The organism is Mesorhizobium sp. B2-4-17 (assembly GCF_006441275.1).
GTDB lineage: Bacteria > Pseudomonadota > Alphaproteobacteria > Rhizobiales > Rhizobiaceae > Mesorhizobium.
Window position 1 is genome coordinate 117,030 of the sequence record NZ_VFUX01000011.1, and the last position, 20,619, is coordinate 137,648.

Consider the following 20,619-nt stretch of genomic DNA (forward strand, 5'->3'; position numbering starts at 1 on the left):
CATTTTTGACGCAATGCAGCAAACAATCGCCTTATCTTTGGTGTACGGCTCGATCATCAAAGTGGTGTCCATGCACTAGAACGACCTAGGCCGCATCGAACGCCCGGCTTGGCATCGTCGCCGCTGACAAGGTCAAGGCGACCCAATGGAGGCTAGCGATGAATTCCACACGCAGACAATTCCTGACGCTTCTGGCGGCCTCCACGGCCATGCAGTGGGTTGCCGGGCCTGCACTGGCTGAAAGCGGCACGGCGGGAAGCGGGAACGTTACCCTCGACAAGCTTCCCGACTGGTCGGGTGTCAGGCTACAACTTTGGAAATACAGCAATCCCTTCGTGCCATCGCAGTGGAGCGAACCCAAGCTTGGAGGCTACGACTGGAAAGCCGCGAACGTCAAAATCGTCGACGGCTCCCTTCAGCTTACCGTCAGCGAGAAGGCATCCGCGCAGGTAGTGTCCGGCGCCAACTCCGCTTCCTCATCGGCAAAATGGGAAGTGGACGTAACGCTTCCCTCGATGAAGCCAGGGCTAATCGCGGCGCCGCTTTGGATTTTCAACGACAAGGCCCATGAGGAAGTCGACTTTGAGATCGTCGGCACCAAGGGGATGCAGCTTACGGTCTGGGCCAACGTCGACAATCAGCACAAGACCGTTTGGATGAAATTGATCCAGTCTGGCGACCTCTCGGGCAAACGATATCGCCTGGCCATGCAATACGAGGCCGGGAAAAGAGTTGCCTTCTTCATCGACGGCAAGGAAGTGGCCGTCGTAACGCCGGCCGATACCCCCGGCGGAGCCTTTCCGAACAAGCCCATGCAGCCGTATTTCGACCTGTGGGTGGCGGCAGGCGCGGTCATGGATCCGCGTTGGGCCGGCAAATGGGAGCCAATGGCCCCCTCGGAAAGACTGGTCATGACACTTCACGGATACAGGCGCAGCGACGTCGGCCAATGAGCTAAACTTCACGGCACCAAGGCTGCTTTGTCGAGCATCAAGGCATATGCGCCGGATATGCTGCATTGCAATATTCTTGGTGCGGCATTCCACGTTTTCTGTTGCGCTGCAAAATTATTGCCGTAGTTTGTGGGCGGCGGCGGTGGTGGATTTCGGATTTTGGAATCCGCGCAAAGATCAGGAATCCTGAATTTGGAAGCCAATCCATTCGATCCGCCAGAAGGCTCTCTGCGCAAATCGGTCGGGCGTGGCGCGGTGGTTACCGCGCTGTCGCAGTCGGTGCGGGTCGCAACACAGATCGTATCCGTCATCGTGCTGTCGCGGCTGCTTTCGCCGCAGGATTTCGGCGTCGTGGCGATGTGCGCGCCGGTGCTGGCCTTCATCGCGCTGTTCCAGGATTTCGGCCTGACCCAGGCGACGATCCAGAAATCCGTCATCCGGCATGAGGAGGTGAACTACCTCTTCTGGATCAACGTCGCCGTCAGCGCCGTGCTGGCCTGCGTGCTGGCGGGTGCGGCGCCGCTGGTCGCCGCCTTCTATGGCGAGCCGCGCGTGACCGGCCTGGTGGCCGCGTTCGGACTGCAGATCATGGCCTATGGGCTCGGCGCCCAGCATCTGGCGCTTTTGACGCGCCGCATGCAGTTCGGGCGCCTGGCGATCATCGATGTCGCCAGCGCGGTCGCGGGGTTGGCGGTTTCGATCGCCTGGACCTTCATCGACCGCTCCTATTGGGCGCTTTTTGCCGGCACACTGACCGGCGCCGTGCTGCCGACGCTCTGCTACTGGGCCAGTTCGCGCTGGCGGCCCGGCCTGCCGCGCAAGGTGGCGGGCATCAGCGAGCTGATCAATTTCGGCGCCGGCATCACCGGCTTCAATTTCGCCAATTTCTTTGCCCGCAACCTCGATAACGTGCTGATTGGCAAATACTGGGGCGAGGCCCAGCTCGGCCTGTATGACCGCGCCTACAAGCTGCTTCTGTTCCCGCTCAGCCAAATCACCAATCCCTTGTCGAAGGTCATGGTGCCGGCGCTCTCCAGGCTCAAGGACGAGCCAGACCGCTACCGCAGCGCCTATCTGCGCGTCATGCCGCTGATCCTGCTGGTGGCGCTGCCCGGCGTCGCCTTCGCCACCGCGATGTCGGACGTGCTGATCCCCTTCGTGCTCGGCGAGCAGTGGCGTGAAAGCGCCCCGATCTTCCTGGCGCTCGGCTTTGCCGGCCTGCTGCAGCCACTCAACAACCCGGCGGGCTGGCTTTTCGTCAGCCAGGGCCGCTCCGGCGACTTCATGCGCTGGGGCATCATCACGGCCGTGACCTCGGTGATCGCCTTCGCAATTGGCTTGCCCTATGGCGCGCTCGGGGTGGCGGTAGCCTATGCGGTCAGCGAGTATCTGCGCACGCCCTTCCTGTGGCTCTATGTCGGCAAGAGCGGACCGCTGCGGGCCAGCCATGTGCTGCGCGGAGCAACGCCATTCGTGCTCGGCGCGCATCTGGCGCTGGCGGCGGTCTGGCTGATCAAGCCGGTCTTGCCGCAGCAGCATGTCGTCGCCCTGGCCAGCGGTGCCGTGCTCGCCTACGCCATCACCATCGTCGTCGCGCTGGTGTTCGCACCCGGCCGTGAGGCCTTGCGCGAGGCTCTGAAAATGTTGCCGGCAAGGCCGCCGGCGGCGACACCGCGTGAAGCGCAATAATTTCGGCGCTTTCGACCATTATCCCGTCCATCCGAGCAGCAGGTCCGATCCATGCACTACCGATCGATCTCCGACATGAACGACGCCATCGTCGGCAACCTTCACAGGCTGCCGCGCGACATCGACCTGGTGGTCGGCGTTCCCAGAAGCGGCGTGCTGGCGGCGACGCTGGTCAGCCTAGCAGCGAACATTCCGATGACCGACCTGGACAGCTTCCTGGAAGGCCGGGTCTATACGTCAGGCGTCACCAAGCGCCGCGCCGCGCTCGACCGCAAGGTTTCGGACATGCGCAAGGTGCTGGTGATCGATGACAGCGTCTCCGGCGGCAACGCCATGCGCGATGCCCGCGCCCGAATAAAGGCTGCCGGCATTGAGGCCGACTTCACCTTCGCCGCTGTGTTCGGCTTGTGGCCGCAGCATCCCGAAACCGATATCGTCTTCGAGGTCGTGCCGCATCCGCGTATGTTCCAGTGGAATTTCATGCACCACAAATTCCTGGCACAATGCTGCGTCGACATAGACGGCGTGCTGTGCCTCGACCCGACCGAGGCGGAGAACGACGACGGGCCGGCCTACGAGAAATTCCTCAGCGAAGCGCGGCCGCTTCATGCGCCGACCCACAGGATCGGCTGGCTGGTCACCAGCCGGCTCGAGAAATACCGCACGCTGACCGAGGCGTGGATGGCCAAGCACGGGATCCAGTATGACCATCTGGTCATGCTTGACCTGCCGAGCAAGGCGGAGCGGCAGCGGCTTGGCGCGCATGGCAGTTTCAAGGCTGATTTCTATCGCAAATCCGATGCCATCCTGTTCATCGAAAGCGAGCACGCGCAGGCGCTGAGGATCACCGAGCTGTCGGGCAAGCCGGTGCTGTGCGTCGAGACCCACATGGTCAGCTTTCCCGACGCGCTATCCTTGCCGGCGCTTGGCCAGGCGGCGCGAAACCTGCCGACCAGGCTGCGGCAGATCAACTCGCAGGAAGGCCGCAAGAGCGTCGCCAAGTCCCTGGCTCGCGCCCTGCTTGGCGCCCGTGGCTACGAAACGCTCAGAAGCCGGGGCAAGCGCCCGGCCTGAATTGCCCTACGCGGCCTGACGGGCGCGCTGCTGCACCGCCCTGTCCAGTATCGAGAAAAAGGTGACGAACTGACGATCCGGATCAAGCTCCGGGCGTGCCGCGAAGCCGCGCGCGAGGCCCGAGACCCGATCATACTCCTTGTTATCGTTCCACAGCAGCCTGACGGCAGCCACCCAGTCGGCGAGCGGAGCATCGTGGTCCAGCACCGCGCCGCCGGGACCGATCGCTTCGGGCAGGCCGCCCCGCCGCGAGCCGATGACCGGAATGCCGCTGCAATGGGCCTCGGACGCCACGCGCCCCCAGGCCTCCTCCCATTTGCTGGGCGCAAGCAGGATCCTGGTGCGGCCATAGATCGTCTTCATGTCGCTGGTGCGGTTCTCCAGCGTGACGTTACCAAGGGGCGCGATCGTTTCCCCGATGCGCGCGCGATGGTCGTCATCCAGCTTCCAGCTCTCGACGAACAGGAACGGGATTTCGGGGCACGCGCCAGCGATACGCACCGCAAGCTCGAAGCCCTTTTCCTCATACGGATTGATCAGGGTCACGAACTGGCCCGTCGTCGGCGTGCTGTAATGCGTCGGGTTGATGGTCGGCGGGATCACCGTCGCCTTGATGCCGAACTCACGCTTGTAGGTACGCGCGGTGAAATCGGAATTGGCGATATAGAGCGCCGAGTGCAACTCGCGCAGATCGCCACCCAGCTCGTGAAACTCGACATTTCTGAGATAGACGACCAGCGGCACGCCCTCGGCCTGCAGCGCCTTGCCGAGCGGAACCGATTTGTGGCACTGGACCACCGCTACATCCGGCTTCACCCGGTTGACGGCAAAGCCCGCGGCCTCCCAGGGAAACCACGCCCTTATCACCGGATAGCCGGGGAAGCTGTCGACGACCGCCGGCTGACGCAACAGCTTCATCTTGGCGCGTGCCTTGAAACCGAAGACACCCTCTCCGAACAGGGCAGCGAGCACCGCCGCCTCGTGTCCGTGTTCGATCAACTGTTCGACCAGGTGATGGGTGCTCGACTGGACACCGCCGCTGAATTCGGGCGGATACCCGTTACCACCTGCAAAAAGAACTTTCATGATGCCGGCTCCTCGTCTTTTCGCGTTTCATGCATGCGGCCAACGAAGAGCCGCGTCGAAGCCGCCTCAGGCGTACCGTGGCGGATCAAGCGTCGCGAACGGATCGGTGCATGAGTGCCATCCGGTGAACCGGATCGGATCATCGGGCGAACTGCGCCGGTCACGTTGCGCGCGCTCGTCGCGGCTTCCGTTCCGGGCCTGTCCGTAACGGGCCTCACGCCGCCATTCTGCCGATCGAGTGGTATTCGATGCCGTGGCGCGCCACGACCTTGGGGTCATAGAGGTTGCGGCCGTCGAAGATGACCGGCGTCGTCAGCGCATCCTTCAGCGCGTCGAAGGACGGCGCGCGGAAGCTTTTCCATTCGGTGGCGATGAGAAGCGCATCGGCGCCGCGCAGGGCGGCTTCCTTGGTGCCGCACAGCATCAGGTCGTCGCGCAGCCCGTAGATGGCCTGGCATTCCTGCATCGCCTCGGGATCGTAGGCCTGTACGGTCGCGCCGGCCTTCCAGAGCGCCTCCATCAGGACGCGCGCCGGCGCCTCGCGCATGTCGTCGGTGTTGGGCTTGAAGGCCAGGCCCCACAGCGCAAAGGTCTTGCCCTTGAGGTTGCCCTTGAAATAGCGGTTCACCTTGTCGAACAGCACGGATTTCTGGTCGTTGTTGCGCTCCTCGACGGCGCGCAACAGCTTGGCGTCGAACTTGACGCCCTCGGCGGTCTTGATCAGGGCGCGCACGTCCTTGGGGAAACACGAGCCGCCATAGCCCAGCCCCGGGTAGATGAAGTGGTAGCCGATGCGCGGATCGCTGCCGATGCCCTTGCGCACCTCCTCGATATCGGCGCCCAGCTGCTCGGCCAGATTGGCCATCTCGTTCATGAAGCTGATCTTGGTCGCCAGCATGCAATTGGCGGCGTATTTCGTGAATTCGGCGCTGCGCACGTCCATCACGATCATCTTCTCGTGGTTGCGGTTAAAGGGCGCGTAGAGCTCGCGCATCACCGCCTCGGTGTCCTCGCTGGATGTGCCGACGATGATGCGGTCCGGCTTCATGCAGTCGGCGACGGCCGAGCCTTCTTTGAGGAATTCGGGGTTGGAGGCGACGTCGAAGGTCAGGTCCTCACGCCCTCGCTTCTTCAGCGTCTCGGCGATCCTCGCCTTTACCTTTTCGCAGGTGCCGACCGGCACGGTCGACTTGCCGACAACGATCTTGGCGGTATCCATCTCGCGGCCGATAGTCTCGGCGACCGCCAGCACATATTTGAGATCGGCCGAACCATCCTCGCCGGGCGGCGTGCCGACGGCGATCATCTGGATTTCACCATGCTTGACGGCGGCGGCGGCATCGGTGGTGAATTTGATGCGGCCGGCGGCGTGATTTTCCCTGACGATGCTTTCGAGGCCTGGCTCGAAGATCGGGACCAAGCCCTGGTTCAGTCGCTCGACCTTGTTTGCGTCGACATCGACGCAAACCACCTGGTGGCCGACTTCGGCAAGCACCGCTGCCTGCACGAGGCCGACATAGCCAATTCCAAACACCGTCAAGTTCATTCGGTTTCGTTCCTTCCCAAGGCCGCGAACCGTTTACGGTCCGGCCGGTTCAATTCGTCTTTCCCACTTCCTTTACTCTACATACCAGCGATTCCGGAAACTGGCATGGCTCGCCGAGCGCTGTGAAGGCAACGCGATCCACCTGCAGCGAAATCTTGCGGCCCGGATCCGCGAACGCCCCCATCCAGCCCTTCATGGTATCGCTGCCCCAAAGGCTGAAGAAGATCTTCTGGGCGTGGGCGGGCAGCTTCGCCGGATCGGTGATGGTGTTCACCAGCTTGCCGTTGACATACCAGCGCAAACTGTCCTTCTGCCAGACGAAGGCGTAATCGTTGAACCCGCCGTCGGTGCCGCCCGGCACGTCGACCAGCTTCTCGTTCTTGCCCTTGCCGGCGATGTAGGCGTTGACCTGTACCTTGGAGGTGTCCTTGGTCAGGATCTCGAAGTCGATCTCATCCCAGGGCTGCTTGTCGGACGGGCCGATATAGGAAAAGAAAGCGGCGTTGAGACCGGGACCCATGTCGGTCTTCAGCCGCGCCTCGTAGGTGCCATAGCCGTAGCGCTGCTTGGTCTGGACCTCGCCGCAGACGAACTCACGATCCTTCGTCTTCTGCTTCTCGAAGCCCAGCGACAACACACCGTCCGACAGGCTGACCTGCCCTTTCGACCAGGTGCAATTCTGGTGGCTGCCATTTGTCCAGCCGTCGGAAACATACCAGCGCTGACGGTTGAAACTGGTGAAATCGTCGACGAAGGACGGGGACGTCTCGATATTCTGCGCATGGGCAGGAACTGCCAACAGGCTGCCCAAGGCAACCAGCAGCAGCGCACAGAGCAAACCCAATCGATCCGGGCTGTCTTGCCTGGTCCGGCGCGCGAAGGGCCTTGCGTGAATTGCTGTCGCGGACGTGGTTTTCGGATCAGAATTCATACCAAACTCACCTTTGTGCTGTGCGTCCCCAACCCAAAGTCGACGTTTGAAGTGCCTCCAAACGGGCCAACCTCGGCCTTCCTCTTTGACCCTCCTCGAACTTCCTTCCACCTCGCATCAAATTCGTCGTGGCAGTCCCGCACATTTCACTTTCGGCCGGCGCCCGCAGGCCTGGCAAAATCGACCTCGACGGCTGAATCGGACGCCTCATCCTTGTCGAAGACCATATCCAGCGAATGACGGAGTTCCTGCATCATGCCGTTCTGGCGCGACAGCGCCGCGATGCGGCGCTCGCAATTCAGGATCGACTTTGTCAGTGCGCTGACTTCGGACGACCGGCGATCAGAGGCGGAGCCATTTTCCATGGCTTCGACGAGGAAAGCCGCGTTGGTCGCCGTCTTGCGGTAGCGGCTCTCCAGGCCGGTTTTCTCGGCCTCGATCTCGGCGGCGATCTGCTCGAACAGCTTCGCCAGTCGGTCGAGGCGCGCGATGTCGGCCTGCCGGTCCCGGGCAGGCTCTCTTGATCTGAAGCCGAATATCGAGGCCATGAGCTTAAATTCCTGTCATCACCGGCGCGCGTGCCGGATTACTGGCCGGCCCCCGCAACCGGGGTTTAAACGTCGCATCGTCCTTCTCCTGCGACGGGGAGAGGGACTTCAGACCAATCCGATCGGGGGCCAGTTCGGCTGGTCGTTTTATTTGCTGCACCGCAACATAGACTGCCATCCCCTAAGCCGTGAGGCAACCACCCAATTCGTAAACTCATAAATCCGATGGAAATGCTTTGCGCGATGAGTCTGTCGGCGGTGGGGCAGAACAAGCGTTTCCCGCGTCTTACCGCTCCTTGCCCGTGCTGGTTCCCGCCATCAGGAAACGAAGCCGCGGCACATGCTTATGCCTGGACGTAAGGCCGACGCGACGAAACAGCGCCTCGAGCTTGTCGCAGGCCACGCCCTGGACGATGGGAACGAGGTTGGATTGACTCGCGAAAGCATAGGCCACGGCCGAAGCCAGGCCGCGCTCGGCTTTCACGTCGAGGAAATTGCGCAACCGGTATTTGTCGCGCACGTGCCGCTCGTGCCGCCGCAGCACCGCCCTGGACCCTTCCGGCAGGCTGTCGATCGCCAGCAGCGCCAGATCGGCATCGGCCAGCCGCTTCAAGTCCTGCGTCTTGTGACGGCCGCTGAGCGAATCGGCGCGCACGATGGCGCCGTAACCGCAGGAACGGATGACCTTGAACCGGGCTCCGTGGGCGACCGCGCGCGCGTAAAGCTCATAATCCTCGCCCAGGCGCAGGCTTTCGTCGTAGCGCAACCCGTGCCGGTCGAGGAAGGCGCGGCTGATCACTGGTTTCAAGAAACCAAGCTCGCCTCTTTGTACGCGGCGCCTGGAGATGTTGCTTTCGACGAAGCGCTCGAAGTCGAGGAATTCCGGATCGGCGGCAAAATCCGGGGCGACGATCTTCGTCGCGTCGCTCGTCGCGTCATCCCTGATGAGCATGATGTTGTCCGCCGCGAAATCCCAATCGGCGACGGCAAACAGGTTGCGGAACCGTCCCTCGAGAAAGAAGTCGTCGGCGTCCAGAATGCTGATGAACGGCGCTTGCGAGCCAGCGATCGCGGCGTTGCGGGCGAAGGAAGGACCGCGATTGATGTCGAGGCGCATCACCGCAAGCCGGCCGCTGCCATCGTCGGCGGAGCGGGCGACTTCAGCCGTATTGTCGGTGGAGCCGTCGTCGACGACGACGACCTCCGCCACTTCCGGCTCGCGCAACGCGGATGCGATGGCGACCGCGATCGTGCGTGCCGCGTTTTTGGCCGCGATGATCACGCAGACTTGGGATTTCGTCATCGACATTGGTTCTGCCTCTTGCACAGGTTCCGATGCCCTCGCCCTGTACGTGTCAACGTTCGACGCCACCGCCATCGCGGGTCGGCCGCTCGAAGATGCGGCGGCTTATGTCCGCCGACGCTGCCCAGCCGGCCTCGGCCAGGTAGCGGACGGGAGCCCTGCCGCACAATTCCCACAACACCGTTCGCCGCTGCGGCCAGCGCAGCGATGACAGCCACGGCGCGATGACCATGTTGAGCAGATCCTCATTGCCGATGCGCGACAGGACCCGCGTGGCCCGCTCCGACAAAAGCGTGCCGGCACCGCCGAGCAGCACGTCGGCGGCGCGCAGGCCGAGCAGCAGCGTATCGTCCAGCCGCTGGCTCGCCGCGGCATCGAGCACACGGCGCTGATCGGCCTCGTCGAGACGGCTGGCGCTGGCCCTGATATCGCAGACATGGCCGGCGCAGGGTTCGCGGTTGAACAGCGCCTTGGCAACGCTGATGCAAGACAGCACCAGGGTGTCGGCGGCCGACGTGAATGGCACTTCGGTGCCGGCGATCTCGACCAGTTGTTTGCGCCGCAAGAACCCGTCAGAGTCACGCGGACTGGGCGAACCGGGCTGCTGGAGGCGATAGTGAAGGTCGACGGTCGACGATTTCGGCCCATTGCCGCGATTCATATGCTGTTCGCCGAGGAAGCGAACCCACCAGACGGAGCGCGATTTGCCGGACACTTCATAGCCGATCGAGCGCAGCGCATCGCGCGCCTTCGAGAAGCCGGCAGGGGAGACCAGGATGTCGACATCGCCCGAAGGCTTCATGAAATGGTCGCCGTAAAGAAGGTGCTGCTGGAATGGGCCCTTCAGAAAGACGAAGTCGATCTGCCTGTCGCGAAGCGCCTCATGGATTGCCAGCGAATCCATCAGGCAGGCGGCATTCATGGAAACCGTCCGCCTGCGATAGGTATCGAGCCATTCGAAGAGCTCGGCCGGCTTTTCGCCCGCCGGCGCACGCGACAGGACCTTCAGGACGAAGGTCGCGACCTTGTTCAGCCTGGCAATGTCGGCGAGCATGGCATCGGAAAGGCCCGGCGTCGACACCTCGCCGGCCGAGGCGGCCGGGCCCGCGAAATACAAGCGCAGGCAGGCCCGCACATAGGCAATCTCGTCGGCGCAATCCGCGGCGCGCAGTCGTTCATAGGAACTTTCCGGCAAGGCCATTGAGCGCACAGTCTCCAAAAAAGCGATTTGCGCCACGCGTATGCTGCAAGTGCGAAGCAAAGCATCCTCAAAAACCTCGGCGCCGTAAAGTCCTTCCTTTGCAGCGCGGAATTTTGCAACCAGAGCGTTTACCCGCTTACCCGAACGTGGCGAAGTACAGGCTGAAATTCCGATCCTATCGAAGCAACCTCAGCCCGCCATCAACCACGAATGGGCCAACAAAAATCCGTCTTTTTAGTGACATCTAAAAAGGCATCGAACGTCAAAGTTTTCTGTCAGAGAAATCAAGTGCTTAATGAACCGAACGCCACAGTGCCCGATTGCTTTCGACTTAAACCCAAAAGAGGTCAAATTTTGAGCATCTCCCGCACGCATGGTGACGCCCGCAACCCATAATTGATTAACGTCAGGTAAATCAGACTTGACTCATAAATGTTGCTATGCAGCTATTGCGTTGCAGCATGCAAGTGCTGACGGCACTCGACAAGCCGTTTCCAGTCCTCATTGGAGAGTAAAATGGAACAGAATGTTGAAAGGCATGAGTACGAAACGCCAAGCCTGACGGTGCACGGTTCGATCGAGACGATCACCCAGGGCGGCGGCGGCAACACGGCGACTGACGTTTCGTTTCCCGCGCACACCCCGATCGGCGACCTGACGTTCTCCTGAGATCAGTCTGGTTCTGGAGGAATGACGTTGGGCCCCCAGGATCCAAGAACATGAATGGAGTCGGGGATGAAAATCCCCGGCTTTCCCGCACTGAACTGCCGACGCGTATCGTAGAGCGTGTGTTTCAAACGAGGTTTTAGGATGAACTGGAACCCATCTGACCACGATTGCGTGAGGGCCACTGGGGATGCCGTGGCTTGCGAATTCGGCGATGGCCTCGCGCTGCTCGATCTGAAATCCAATATCTATTACAGTCTCAACGGCGTCGGCGCTTTCATCTGGGAGCTGATCCAGGAGCCGAAGTCGATCGCCGATATCCGTGGCGCGGTGCTTGCGCGCTACAATGTCGATGCCGAACGCTGCAACGCCGACGTCGACGCATTGCTGAAGGGCCTGGCCGAAAACGGGCTTGCGAGGCTGCAGGATGAGGCATTCGTCTAGGCAGGTTCCGCAAAACGCCATGGCTTCGCGGCAAAGACATGCAACGGAAAAAAGCGCCTGGCCGGCGAACCGTCGCCCCGGCGGGCGAAGGATGGCCAGGGTTCTCACCTTGAGCGGTTCGGAAGCGCTTTTCCTCTGCCGCTGCCTGATGGTGGTCGCGGCCGTCCGGCTGGGGCTGACATTGTTCTCGTACAACCGTGTTCGCGGCATGGTGACCCGGCTCAACGCGCGCCAGTGTGCCAGCATGGGCGAGTTGCGGCTCGTCGCCTGGGGCGTTGCGGCCGCCGCGCGGTTCGTGCCACGCGCAACGTGCCTTACCCAGGCGCTTTCGGGCCAATACATTCTCGCGCGCCAGGGTAATGCTTCCCATATCCGCATAGGCATCGAACGCGGCACGGGCGAGCAACTGAGGGCGCATGCCTGGCTGGTCAGCGACAACCATGTCGTGCTCGGCGGCTCCGTCGATGGTTTCGCCCATCTGGTCGATCACGGCAGCCGATGAGCGGCGTGGCCGGAATCCTGCTGCGACAGGAACCCGCGCCGACGGACGCGGCGACCGACATCCAGCAGATGCTGGCACGCATGCGCCATCGTGGCCCCGACGGAAATTCGTGGTGGCTGGACACCGGCATCGCGCTTGGCCACGCCTGGCTAAACACCACAGATGAACCCGGCCCAGGCCCGCTGACCCTGGCCGGCGGCAAGCTCGCCATCACCGCGGATTGCCGGCTGGACAATCGCGACGAGCTGATGGCGAGACTCGGCGTCAGGGACAGGTCGGTCGCCGACGCCGTGTTGCTGATGCAGGCCTATCTGCGCTGGGGCGAAGCCTGCCCGGTGCATCTGCAAGGCGATTTCGCTTTCGCGGTGTGGGATGCCGAGCGGCGGCTGTTGTTTTGCGCGCGCGACCATTTCGGGGTCAAGCCATTCTACTATCACGCAACCGAACGCCGCTTTGCCTTCGCTTCCGAGATTGGGCCGATACTTGGCCTGGACGGGGTCGGTGCGCGCCTCAGCGAGCATCGGATTTCGGGTTTCCTGGCCGGGCTTCCCGACGACCCGCAATCAACGCCCTACAGCGACATCTTCAGCCTGCCGGCGCGTCACAGCCTCACCGTCACCGGGCAGCAAGCGGTGCTGCGCCGGTACTGGCAGATCGAGCCATCGCCGCGCACGCTCCGGTCCGACGCCGCGGAGGAGTTCGCCCATCTGTTCTCGCAATCGGTGCGCAACCGCATGCGCGGAAGCCAGTCGGTCGGCGCGATGCTGAGCGGTGGCCTCGATTCCTCCTCAATCGCCTGCGTGGCAGGCCTGCAGAACGCCGCCGAGCGGAAACCGAAGTTGCCGACCTTCTCGCTGATTTTCGAGAAGGGTTCGTCGATGGACGAGCGCCCTTTCATCGATGCTGTGCTGGACCAGCAGAAGGCCGACCCGACGCTGATCCCTGTCGACAATTACGCACCCTTCGCTGAATTCGAACGGGTGCTGGAAGAGCAGGAAGGCACCTTCCTGGCGCCGGGCCTGACGCTGACCCGTGGCATCTACCGGACGGCGGGCGCCAAGGGCATCAAGGTGCTGCTCGACGGGCACGGCGGCGACGAGGTCGTTTCACAGGGACATGGCCATCTGCACGAGCTTGCCAATACCGGCCGATGGCTGGACCTTTGGCGCGAGGTCCGCAGCGCCTCAAACACCTATGGCAACAGCACGCTTGCACTCTATTTCCAGTTCCTGACCATTTACGGGCCGGCTTGGCGCATTGCCAGGCTGAGACATCTGGCGAACCGCGCCCTGAACAAGATACCCGGGGCCGCCGCAACCCCGCGCGGCCGAAGTTGGCGCGACCTGATCAATCCGGATCTGGCCAGACGAACCGAGCTTGTCGACCGGTTTCACCGGGCCGGCTACATGCCTCCCGGTGTCCAGGCCAGCGACGCGCTCAGCCATCGCTGGATCCTGTTAAATGGCTATGTCCCGCATTCTTTCGAGGTTCTCGACAAGGCCGCGGCCAATTTCGGCATCGAGCCGCGCTACCCGTTCTGGGACAAGCCGCTGGTCGAATTCTGCCTGGCGCTGCCGGGCGAGGAGAAGCTCAGCCACGGCTTTGGCCGCTATGTGCTGCGCCGGGCCATGGAAGGCGTCCTGCCGGCGGCAGTGCAGTGGCGGCGCGACAAGATCGATTTCACCGCCAATCTGGTCAATGGCATGGTGCGCAACCACCGCGACCTCCTGGAGCAACTGCTGGTCTCGGATGCCGGCCGCATCGCGCCCTACGTCAACCTGCCGCAGGTGAAGGCCGCCTGTGCGCGGCTGCTCAGCCAGCCCGATCGTGCGGCGTCGCTCGACGTCCAGTATGTCTGGCGTTCGGCTTCGCTGTCGCTGTGGCTGCGGCAGGTCCAGCCCGGCGGGAGCCCAGCATGATGCCCCGCAACCAGCCGCTTGCCGCATATCCTGATCATCCGCCGGCGCATGCCGGGATGGTCAGAGAGCGGCGTTACTACCGGGCCTATGGCCTGACCGTTGCGTCCGAGGTTGCTTTGCCCGAACTGGAGCCGGCGGGGCCAGCGGTGGCGGATATCCTGATCGCCATCGGCACGATCGATATGCCGAAGCCTTCACCCGAGGCCGCGACGATCTTCCGCTTCGAGCCGGAGCGGCAATATCTGGCCTGGCATGCGGTCGGCGCCTTCCTGATCAGCGACGGCTGCCGCATCGATGTCGAGCCGGCGCCCGGCGCCGACGACGCGCTGCTCGCGTTTCCCCTGCTCGGACCGGTGATGGCGCTGTTGCTGCACCGGCGCGGCCTGCTCGTGCTGCACGCCAGCGCCATCGCCGTGGCCGGCAAGGGCGCCATCTTCATGGGCGACAAGGGCGCCGGCAAGTCGACGACGGCAAGCGCGCTGATCCGGGCCGGGCATGAATTGCTTACAGACGACATCGTGGCGCTCGATCTGACCAATTCGGACGCGCCGATGATCGTTCCGGGATTTCCACAGATCAAGCTTGCCGCCGACGCCGCGGCCGCGATCTCGCTTGCGAAAGCGCAGGTGCGGCCGCAAGTGCATCCGGCTATCGAGAAGATGCAGCATCGCCTGCACGGCGCCTTTTCCGGTGACACGGTACCGGTGGCCAGGATCTATGTTCTGGAGCGCGGCCAAACGGCCGAGATCACGCCCTTGCCCGGCATTGCCGCCTTGCCGGCCATCATCAAGTTCTCCTACGTGACGCGATTTGGTCGTGCCGCGCTGTCAGGCGACTTGGCGGCGGTGCATTTTCGCCACTGTTCAGGAATTGCCAACCATGTCGGCGTCTGCCGGCTGGAAGTCCCGACCGGGCTCGACAGGATCGGCGAGGCCGTGGAGTTGATCGAAACAGACCTGGCGGCAAGGAGTCCGAAGGCTGGCCGCCGGTAGCCATGAGCGCAAACATGTCGAAGTCCTCAATTCTTCGCCTGTCGCTGTTTCGCGATATCGCCGCGTTCGGCGCTGTTATCGCCCAGATCGGCGGGCGGCGCACCTGGACGGCGCTGCTGTTCCTGATCCTCGGCAGCCTGACGGAAGGCATTTCGATCCTGCTGCTTGTGCCGCTGCTCCACCTTGTGGGTCGCGCCGACCAGGATTTCGCGGTGCGGCTGCCGAATATTGATGTCGTGCGCTGGCTGGTGCCTGGCGGAACCTTGCAACTGACGACAGTGCTGTGCGCGCTGGTCGGGCTCGTTGCCGTGCAGGCAGCATTCAACCGCTTTAAGTCGGTCTACATGGCCAGGCTTCTCTTCGATTTCATCAACCGTTTGCGCATGAACCTGTTCGAGAGCATCGGCAAGGCGCGCTGGGGCGTGTTCACGCGCATGCGTGGCTCCGACCTCGACCATGCCCTGACCGGCGACATAGACCGCGTCCAGGGGGCGGCCTTCTCGCTGCTGATGCTGGTGCAGATCGCCGTGCTTCTGACCGGCTATCTCGTGGTCTCCGTGTTCATCTCGCCGGTGATGACGCTGTTTGCCGTGGTCATCGGTATCCTGATGTTCGTCGCGCTGCAGCCGTTCCGCTCGCGCGCCACCGCTTTCGGCAGGGTTCTGACAGCCAATCGCCAGGATCAGTACCGGACGGTCTCGGAATTCCTCGGCGGCATCAAGGTGGCCAAGAGCCTGAATGTCGAAGCGAGCTATTTCGCCCAGTTGCAGGCAACGCTCGAAAAGATGAAGGCCGACAACCTCGACTACGTGCGCAACAGCTCGATCGGTACCGCCGTGTTCCAGGTGGCGAGCGTGGTGGGCTTGAGCCTGTTCATCTATGTAGCGCTGGTCCGCTTCAACCTGTCGCTGGCCGAGATTGTCGTGCTGTTGCTTGTCTTCATGCGCATCGCGCCGCGCTTCATGGACATGCAGACACAGGCCCAGCAGGTGCTGATCAACCTGCCCGCCTATACGGCGATGCGCAGCCTGCAGGCACGTTTCGATGCAGAGCGTGAACCGGGCCATGTCGGATCCAAGGATGGTGGCAAGCTGTCGCTGGATACCGGACTGAACATTCGCGGTGTCTCCTTCTTCTATGACGATAGCGCCGGCAAGGCGGTGGTGAGCGACATCACGTTTGGCCTTCCCGCCGGCAAGGTCACCGCCCTGATCGGTCCGTCGGGATCCGGCAAGAGCACGATCGCCGACATGCTGCTCGGCCTGCTCGAGCCGAGCGCCGGCAAGATCGTCGTCGACGGCGTCGAGATCGATGCCGCCAATCGCCGCCGCTGGCGCGATCAGGTGGCCTATGTGCCGCAGGACGTGTTCCTGCTGCACGATACGATCGCGCAGAACCTGCGTCTCGCCGCGCCGCAGGCGAGCGACGACGATTTATGGAGCGCGCTGCGCGCCGCGCACGCCGGTGAATTCGTCGAACGGCTCGACCACAGGCTCGATACGGTGGTCGGCGACCGTGGCGTGCGCCTCTCCGGCGGCGAGCGCCAGCGCATCGCGCTGGCGCGTGCACTGCTGCGCAAGCCGTCGCTGCTCATCCTCGACGAGGCGACCAGCGCGCTCGACTGGCAGAACCAGTCGCTGATCGCCAGGTCGATCGACGGATTGCGCGGCGCGATGACCATCCTGACCATCGCCCACCGGCCGTCGATGATCGCCTTCGCCGACTGGGTGGTGGCGATGGAGGACGGCCGTGTCGTGGAAGTCGGGCAATATCAGCGGCTGAAGGCAAAGCCGGGGAGCCGGCTATCCAGGATGCTGTCTGGAGAACAATCGGAACCCGAATCCGCCAATGTGGCCTGAGGGCGGATATATCTTTGGGATTTGGCGATATTGCTGGATCAGTGCAGGCTTCGCCGTGCGCTGCCAAGCTTTTCGCTTTCAGCCACGTCCGGCGCACTGAGCTTTCTTTCGGCCTCGCGCAGCCTGTCCGCCGGCGTCGGCGCGCTCCTGGCGATCATGGCATAGACAAGGACGAAGTAGCCGGCCTGGATGATCACGGCGCAGATGATGACGCGCAGCAGGGTCGTACCCAGCGAAGCGCTATCGATCCAGGACCAGCCAACGATGATTGCCAGCGCGAAAATCATCCCAATGATGAATTTTGGAAGCGACATACCCAACAGCCCATAAACCGGCTCGGGTTATATCCAACGATTGCCCTACCCGAGCGCCGTCCCTTGTTATGCGGGCTTGTTAAGTTGCCCGCTGCCGACCGGTTGCTTCCGGCCTTTCAACCTGTCGCCACTCTGACAGGTATAATCTGCAATTCTATTAAGGCGGGCAGGAGGCGGCAAGGGCAACCGCACATATTTTTGATTGAGCCGATACGATTGACTCGCTCGTGTTGCAACGCACACACAGGCATTTCAAACGATCTAGGCCCACAGGCTTATTTCAGTACAATCTACAATATTAAGCAGTATTTTATGTTAATATTCCGGAACTTCGCACCTTTATAAAGCACTAATATGCCCTGTTGGACGCCACGGGGAACGCCATGCCTCAAAATCGCCCCAGAAAGGTCGGCATTTTTTCTAGTTGCCATTTTATTGTCACAAATTTGCTCAACATCCTGAAAAGTTTGCTGCGCAAGCTTATTATTTAGTCAATTCATGACGAGACTATTTCAACGAGCTGGGAAATTGTGTGTTGCGCTGCAGCATTTTTTTGATATCGTGCGGTAAACCATTCGTTCAACGCATGGAGTATCGGCATGAGGGACATTGCCAAGTCGGCCACGGCGGACTTTTCGCAGGCTGGCACCGATTTTCCGCCGCCGATCGGCGGCCTTATCAAACGCAGTTTCGATATTGTGGGTTCGCTGGCTGGCCTGATCGCGCTCAGCCCGCTGTTCATCATGATAGCGTTGCTGGTCAAGTTTTCCGACGGTGGATCGATTTTCTACGGCCACAGGCGAATCGGGCGCGGCGGTCGGATCTTTCCGTGCCTGAAATTCCGCACCATGGTTCCGGACGGCGACAAGGTGCTGGCCGCCTATCTAGCCACCAATCCGGAAGCCAACGCGGAGTGGATGGCCACCCGCAAGCTGAAGAACGATCCGCGCGTCACCCGTGTCGGAGCGGTCTTGAGGAAGCTCAGCCTCGATGAACTCCCCCAGATCATCAACATCCTTCAGGGCGACATGAGCCTTGTCGGGCCTCGTCCGGTGGTACGCGACGAGTTGGAGATCTACGGCAGCGCCGCCGTGTACTATCTGAAGTCCCGGCCCGGCCTGACTGGCCTGTGGCAGGTCAGCGGCCGCAACGACGTCTCCTATGACAGCCGCGTCGCGTTCGACCGTCACTATGTCGAGAACTGGTCGCTGTTCGGGGACGTGCGCATCATCATCAAGACCGTGCCGGCCGTCTGGATGTCGCGCGGCTCTTACTGACCGGCCACCGGTGCCAGGCATCCGGCGGCAAGCTCATCGGGCGATGGGGCTAAAACGGATCGGAACGCACAGTTGAAAAAAGACATATCGGAAGCCTTTGGCAGCGGCCCGTTTTGCGGCCGCTCGCTGCTTATGGCCTGCCTTGCGGCATCGCTCGCTTTTCCGCCGATGGCCGTCGCCGACGAATACCACCTCGGCTCGCAAGACAAGCTCACCATCCGCATCGCCGAATGGCAGACCGTCGAAAGTACGTTCCGCGACTGGTCGTCGGTCAACGGCCAATACACGGTCGGCCCGGCCGGTACCCTGTCCGTGCCTTTCGTCGGCGAATTGCCGGCGGCCGGCAAGACCACGGCGCAAGTCGCGGCAGCGATCGGCGAGGCGCTGCAGCACAAGCTCGCTTTGTCGGACAGGCCTGAAGCCTCGGTTGAAATGGCACAGTTCCGGCCATTCTACATTTCGGGCGAGGTGCAGAACCCCGGTCAGTTTCCCTATGTGCCCGACCTTACGGTGCTGAAGGCGATCAGCGTCGCCGGCGGCATCAGGCGCAACACAGACTACGGGCCTCAACTCGGCAAGGACCTGGTCACCGCCAAGGGCGGCTTCGACATCTCTGACGACCAGCGCATCAGGCTGATCGTCAAGCGCGCCCGCATCGACGCCGATATGGCCGGCAAGACGAGTTTCGACGTGCCAAAAGAGGTCGAGGGCGATCCGCGGCTGCCGGCCATCGTCGCCGACGAGATGACGATCCTGACCTCGGACCAGAAGGCGCTTAAGCTGAAGCTCGAGGCGCTCGACGATCTCAAAGGGGTTCTGCAGGCCGAGATCGAATCCCTGCAGAAGAAGATCGTCAACCAGCAGAAGCAGGTCGATCTGGCGCAGCAGCAACTCGCCAGCATCGGTCCGCTGGCGCAGAAGGGTCTGGTCGCCAACGCGCGACTTCTGGATTCGCAGCAGTCCGTCACCGACCTGCAGGGCAAGATCCTGGACTACGAAACGGCCATCCTCACCGCCAAGCAGGCAATCAGCAAGGCGACGCAGGACGCCATCGATGCCCAGAACACCTTGAGTTCGAGTCTCGCCGCCAACCGGCAGCAGACCGAAGCCGACCTCAATGAGGCCGCGCTGAAGGTGAACATGCAGAAGGGCCTGATCGCCCAGGCAACCGATCCAGCAACCAGGGCGGCCACTGATACCAGCGAAGAGCCCAGCCTGCTCTACGCGCTGGTGCGGGTCGTCGACGGCAAGACCAGCGAGATCGCGGCGAAGGAAGACACACCCGTGCTGCCCGGCGACGTCATCAAGGTCAAGCTGGCGCCTCTGGCCAGCCAGTAGGCGTTGGTCGCACCGAGCAATTCCAGGAAAAGTGCGTAACGGCTTTCCGTCTCGAGTTGCGTAATAACAAAGACTTAGGGCGGGTCAACGATCCCATAAAACGCTGGGCCGCTCTAGCGGGCCGTCCTGCAAAGGCTGTTCGTTCCATTGCATTCACCTGGCTGCGGAGGGCAGCCGGATGTCTCTGTCCGCATGACGATCAATGCGGCTCGGAAGGGGGTGTCGTCGTGAATATCTATCGTGTCCGGAGGTTTATCAAAGGTAGGATCTTTACCTTCCTTTGGCGCACCAGGGGCATAAAGATAGCCGATCGCGTTTCGGTCCTCGGCGTCTCGCCGCGTATAGCAGGAAAGGGCGCTATCGAGCTCGGTTCCCTGGTTTCATTCCGGGGTTTCGGATCCCGTTCCTGGTTCCATGTGCTCGGCAATGCAAGACTGTCCATCGGCTCCAGATCATTCATAAACAGCGGCGTGATGATCGACGTTTCGACAGCGGTGAGCATCGGGAAGAACTGCCTTGTCGGCGATTGCGTCGTCATTCAAGATTCGAACTATCACGAGATCGATGAAGGCGCCGGCGTCAAAATGAAAGCCGTCGTGATCGGCGACAATGTGTGGATCGGCCGCAATTCGATAATTCTGCCTGGAGTTGAAATCGGCGACCATAGCGTGATCGGAGCCGGGTCCGTGGTCACCAAAAGTGTCCCCCCGCACAGCCTGGTTGCCGGAAATCCCGCCCGAATAATTCGCGAGATAGCGGCGTCCCCGGGATATGTGCGCTTTTAGAGCAATTACAGGAAAACTGCGTAGCGGTTTTCCGTCCGGAATTGCGTAATAACAAAGAGTTAGAGGGGATCAACGATTCTATCAAACGCTGAACCGCTCTAGGCGCAATCGAGTTCATCGAAGATCAGCCGGTCCTCCTTGTCGGCGATCCTGAAACGGGTCCATGCGGTGGCTCTCGATATCAAGCCGGCA

Annotated in this window: 19 protein-coding genes; 12 read left to right on the forward strand and 7 right to left on the reverse strand. The window is 62.0% G+C overall.

Annotation, left to right across the window (positions count from 1 at the left end):
- Nucleotides 1-158: 158 nt before the first annotated feature.
- From FJ548_RS11085 to FJ548_RS11095, 3 genes are all read left to right on the forward strand, one after another.
- Complete coding sequence (locus tag FJ548_RS11085; protein WP_140695231.1) at nucleotides 159-953, forward strand: family 16 glycosylhydrolase; 795 nt, start codon at nucleotides 159-161, stop codon at nucleotides 951-953.
- A gap of 192 nt (nucleotides 954-1,145) precedes the next feature.
- Nucleotides 1,146-2,642, forward strand: coding sequence for a lipopolysaccharide biosynthesis protein (locus FJ548_RS11090; protein ID WP_140777885.1), 1,497 nt, complete (start codon nucleotides 1,146-1,148; stop codon nucleotides 2,640-2,642).
- Between the two features lie 51 nt (nucleotides 2,643-2,693).
- The gene (locus FJ548_RS11095; RefSeq protein WP_140777886.1) at nucleotides 2,694-3,716 is read left to right on the forward strand and encodes a phosphoribosyltransferase family protein; all 1,023 of its coding nucleotides are present in this window, start codon (nucleotides 2,694-2,696) and stop codon (nucleotides 3,714-3,716) included.
- 6 nt (nucleotides 3,717-3,722) lie between these two features.
- Here FJ548_RS11095 and FJ548_RS11100 read toward each other — a convergent pair whose 3' ends face one another.
- The 6 genes from FJ548_RS11100 to FJ548_RS11130 all read right to left on the reverse strand — a co-directional run bounded on the left by FJ548_RS11100 (nucleotide 3,723) and on the right by FJ548_RS11130 (nucleotide 10,331).
- On the reverse strand, nucleotides 3,723-4,802 hold the full coding sequence (locus tag FJ548_RS11100) for a glycosyltransferase (RefSeq protein WP_140777887.1): 1,080 nt from the start codon (nucleotides 4,800-4,802) through the stop codon (nucleotides 3,723-3,725).
- Nucleotides 4,803-5,016: 214 nt separating this feature from the next.
- Nucleotides 5,017-6,348: a UDP-glucose/GDP-mannose dehydrogenase family protein gene (locus FJ548_RS11110; protein ID WP_140695219.1), complete on the reverse strand. Its 1,332-nt coding sequence runs from the start codon at nucleotides 6,346-6,348 to the stop codon at nucleotides 5,017-5,019.
- Between the two features lie 49 nt (nucleotides 6,349-6,397).
- The gene (locus FJ548_RS11115; RefSeq protein WP_140764829.1) at nucleotides 6,398-7,279 is read right to left on the reverse strand and encodes a family 16 glycosylhydrolase; all 882 of its coding nucleotides are present in this window, start codon (nucleotides 7,277-7,279) and stop codon (nucleotides 6,398-6,400) included.
- 146 nt (nucleotides 7,280-7,425) lie between these two features.
- Nucleotides 7,426-7,827, reverse strand: a complete 402-nt coding sequence (locus FJ548_RS11120; protein WP_140777888.1) for a hypothetical protein — start codon at nucleotides 7,825-7,827, stop codon at nucleotides 7,426-7,428.
- A gap of 286 nt (nucleotides 7,828-8,113) precedes the next feature.
- Nucleotides 8,114-9,136, reverse strand: a complete 1,023-nt coding sequence (locus FJ548_RS11125; RefSeq protein WP_140764823.1) for a glycosyltransferase family 2 protein — start codon at nucleotides 9,134-9,136, stop codon at nucleotides 8,114-8,116.
- A gap of 46 nt (nucleotides 9,137-9,182) precedes the next feature.
- A complete protein-coding gene (locus FJ548_RS11130; RefSeq protein WP_140777889.1) occupies nucleotides 9,183-10,331 on the reverse strand; it encodes a nucleotidyltransferase family protein in 1,149 nt (382 codons plus the stop codon).
- 516 nt (nucleotides 10,332-10,847) lie between these two features.
- Here FJ548_RS11130 and FJ548_RS11135 point away from each other — a divergent pair.
- From FJ548_RS11135 to FJ548_RS11160, 6 genes are all read left to right on the forward strand, one after another.
- Nucleotides 10,848-11,000 (forward strand): lasso peptide, encoded by a 153-nt coding sequence (locus FJ548_RS11135; protein ID WP_140606816.1) that lies wholly within the window; start codon nucleotides 10,848-10,850, stop codon nucleotides 10,998-11,000.
- A 141-nt stretch (nucleotides 11,001-11,141) separates the two neighbouring features.
- The gene (locus FJ548_RS11140) at nucleotides 11,142-11,441 is read left to right on the forward strand and encodes a PqqD family protein (protein WP_140777890.1); all 300 of its coding nucleotides are present in this window, start codon (nucleotides 11,142-11,144) and stop codon (nucleotides 11,439-11,441) included.
- 91 nt (nucleotides 11,442-11,532) lie between these two features.
- Nucleotides 11,533-11,943 carry a lasso peptide biosynthesis B2 protein gene (locus tag FJ548_RS11145; RefSeq protein ID WP_246678624.1) on the forward strand — a complete coding sequence of 137 codons (411 nt, stop codon included), beginning with the start codon at nucleotides 11,533-11,535 and terminating at the stop codon, nucleotides 11,941-11,943.
- Complete coding sequence (locus tag FJ548_RS11150) at nucleotides 11,940-13,862, forward strand: lasso peptide isopeptide bond-forming cyclase (protein WP_140777892.1); 1,923 nt, start codon at nucleotides 11,940-11,942, stop codon at nucleotides 13,860-13,862. The genes FJ548_RS11145 and FJ548_RS11150 overlap by 4 nt, the downstream gene beginning before the upstream one ends.
- A complete protein-coding gene (locus tag FJ548_RS11155; protein ID WP_140777893.1) occupies nucleotides 13,859-14,854 on the forward strand; it encodes a serine kinase in 996 nt (331 codons plus the stop codon). Before FJ548_RS11150 ends, FJ548_RS11155 begins: the two co-directional genes overlap by 4 nt.
- 14 nt (nucleotides 14,855-14,868) lie before the next feature.
- Nucleotides 14,869-16,713 carry an ABC transporter ATP-binding protein gene (locus FJ548_RS11160; protein ID WP_140777894.1) on the forward strand — a complete coding sequence of 615 codons (1,845 nt, stop codon included), beginning with the start codon at nucleotides 14,869-14,871 and terminating at the stop codon, nucleotides 16,711-16,713.
- 38 nt (nucleotides 16,714-16,751) lie between these two features.
- Here FJ548_RS11160 and FJ548_RS11165 read toward each other — a convergent pair whose 3' ends face one another.
- Nucleotides 16,752-17,027: an exopolysaccharide production repressor exox gene (locus FJ548_RS11165; RefSeq protein WP_140606822.1), complete on the reverse strand. Its 276-nt coding sequence runs from the start codon at nucleotides 17,025-17,027 to the stop codon at nucleotides 16,752-16,754.
- A gap of 599 nt (nucleotides 17,028-17,626) precedes the next feature.
- On the opposite strand from FJ548_RS11165, the gene FJ548_RS11170 reads away from it, so the two are divergent.
- The 3 genes from FJ548_RS11170 (at nucleotide 17,627) to FJ548_RS30720 (ending at nucleotide 20,427) form a co-directional block, all read left to right on the forward strand.
- The gene (locus FJ548_RS11170; RefSeq protein WP_140695201.1) at nucleotides 17,627-18,304 is read left to right on the forward strand and encodes a sugar transferase; all 678 of its coding nucleotides are present in this window, start codon (nucleotides 17,627-17,629) and stop codon (nucleotides 18,302-18,304) included.
- Nucleotides 18,305-18,388: 84 nt separating this feature from the next.
- On the forward strand, nucleotides 18,389-19,642 hold the full coding sequence (locus FJ548_RS11175; RefSeq protein ID WP_181168768.1) for a polysaccharide biosynthesis/export family protein: 1,254 nt from the start codon (nucleotides 18,389-18,391) through the stop codon (nucleotides 19,640-19,642).
- Nucleotides 19,643-19,869: 227 nt separating this feature from the next.
- Nucleotides 19,870-20,427: an acyltransferase gene (locus FJ548_RS30720; RefSeq protein ID WP_140777896.1), complete on the forward strand. Its 558-nt coding sequence runs from the start codon at nucleotides 19,870-19,872 to the stop codon at nucleotides 20,425-20,427.
- The last annotated feature ends 192 nt before the right edge of the window (nucleotides 20,428-20,619 follow it).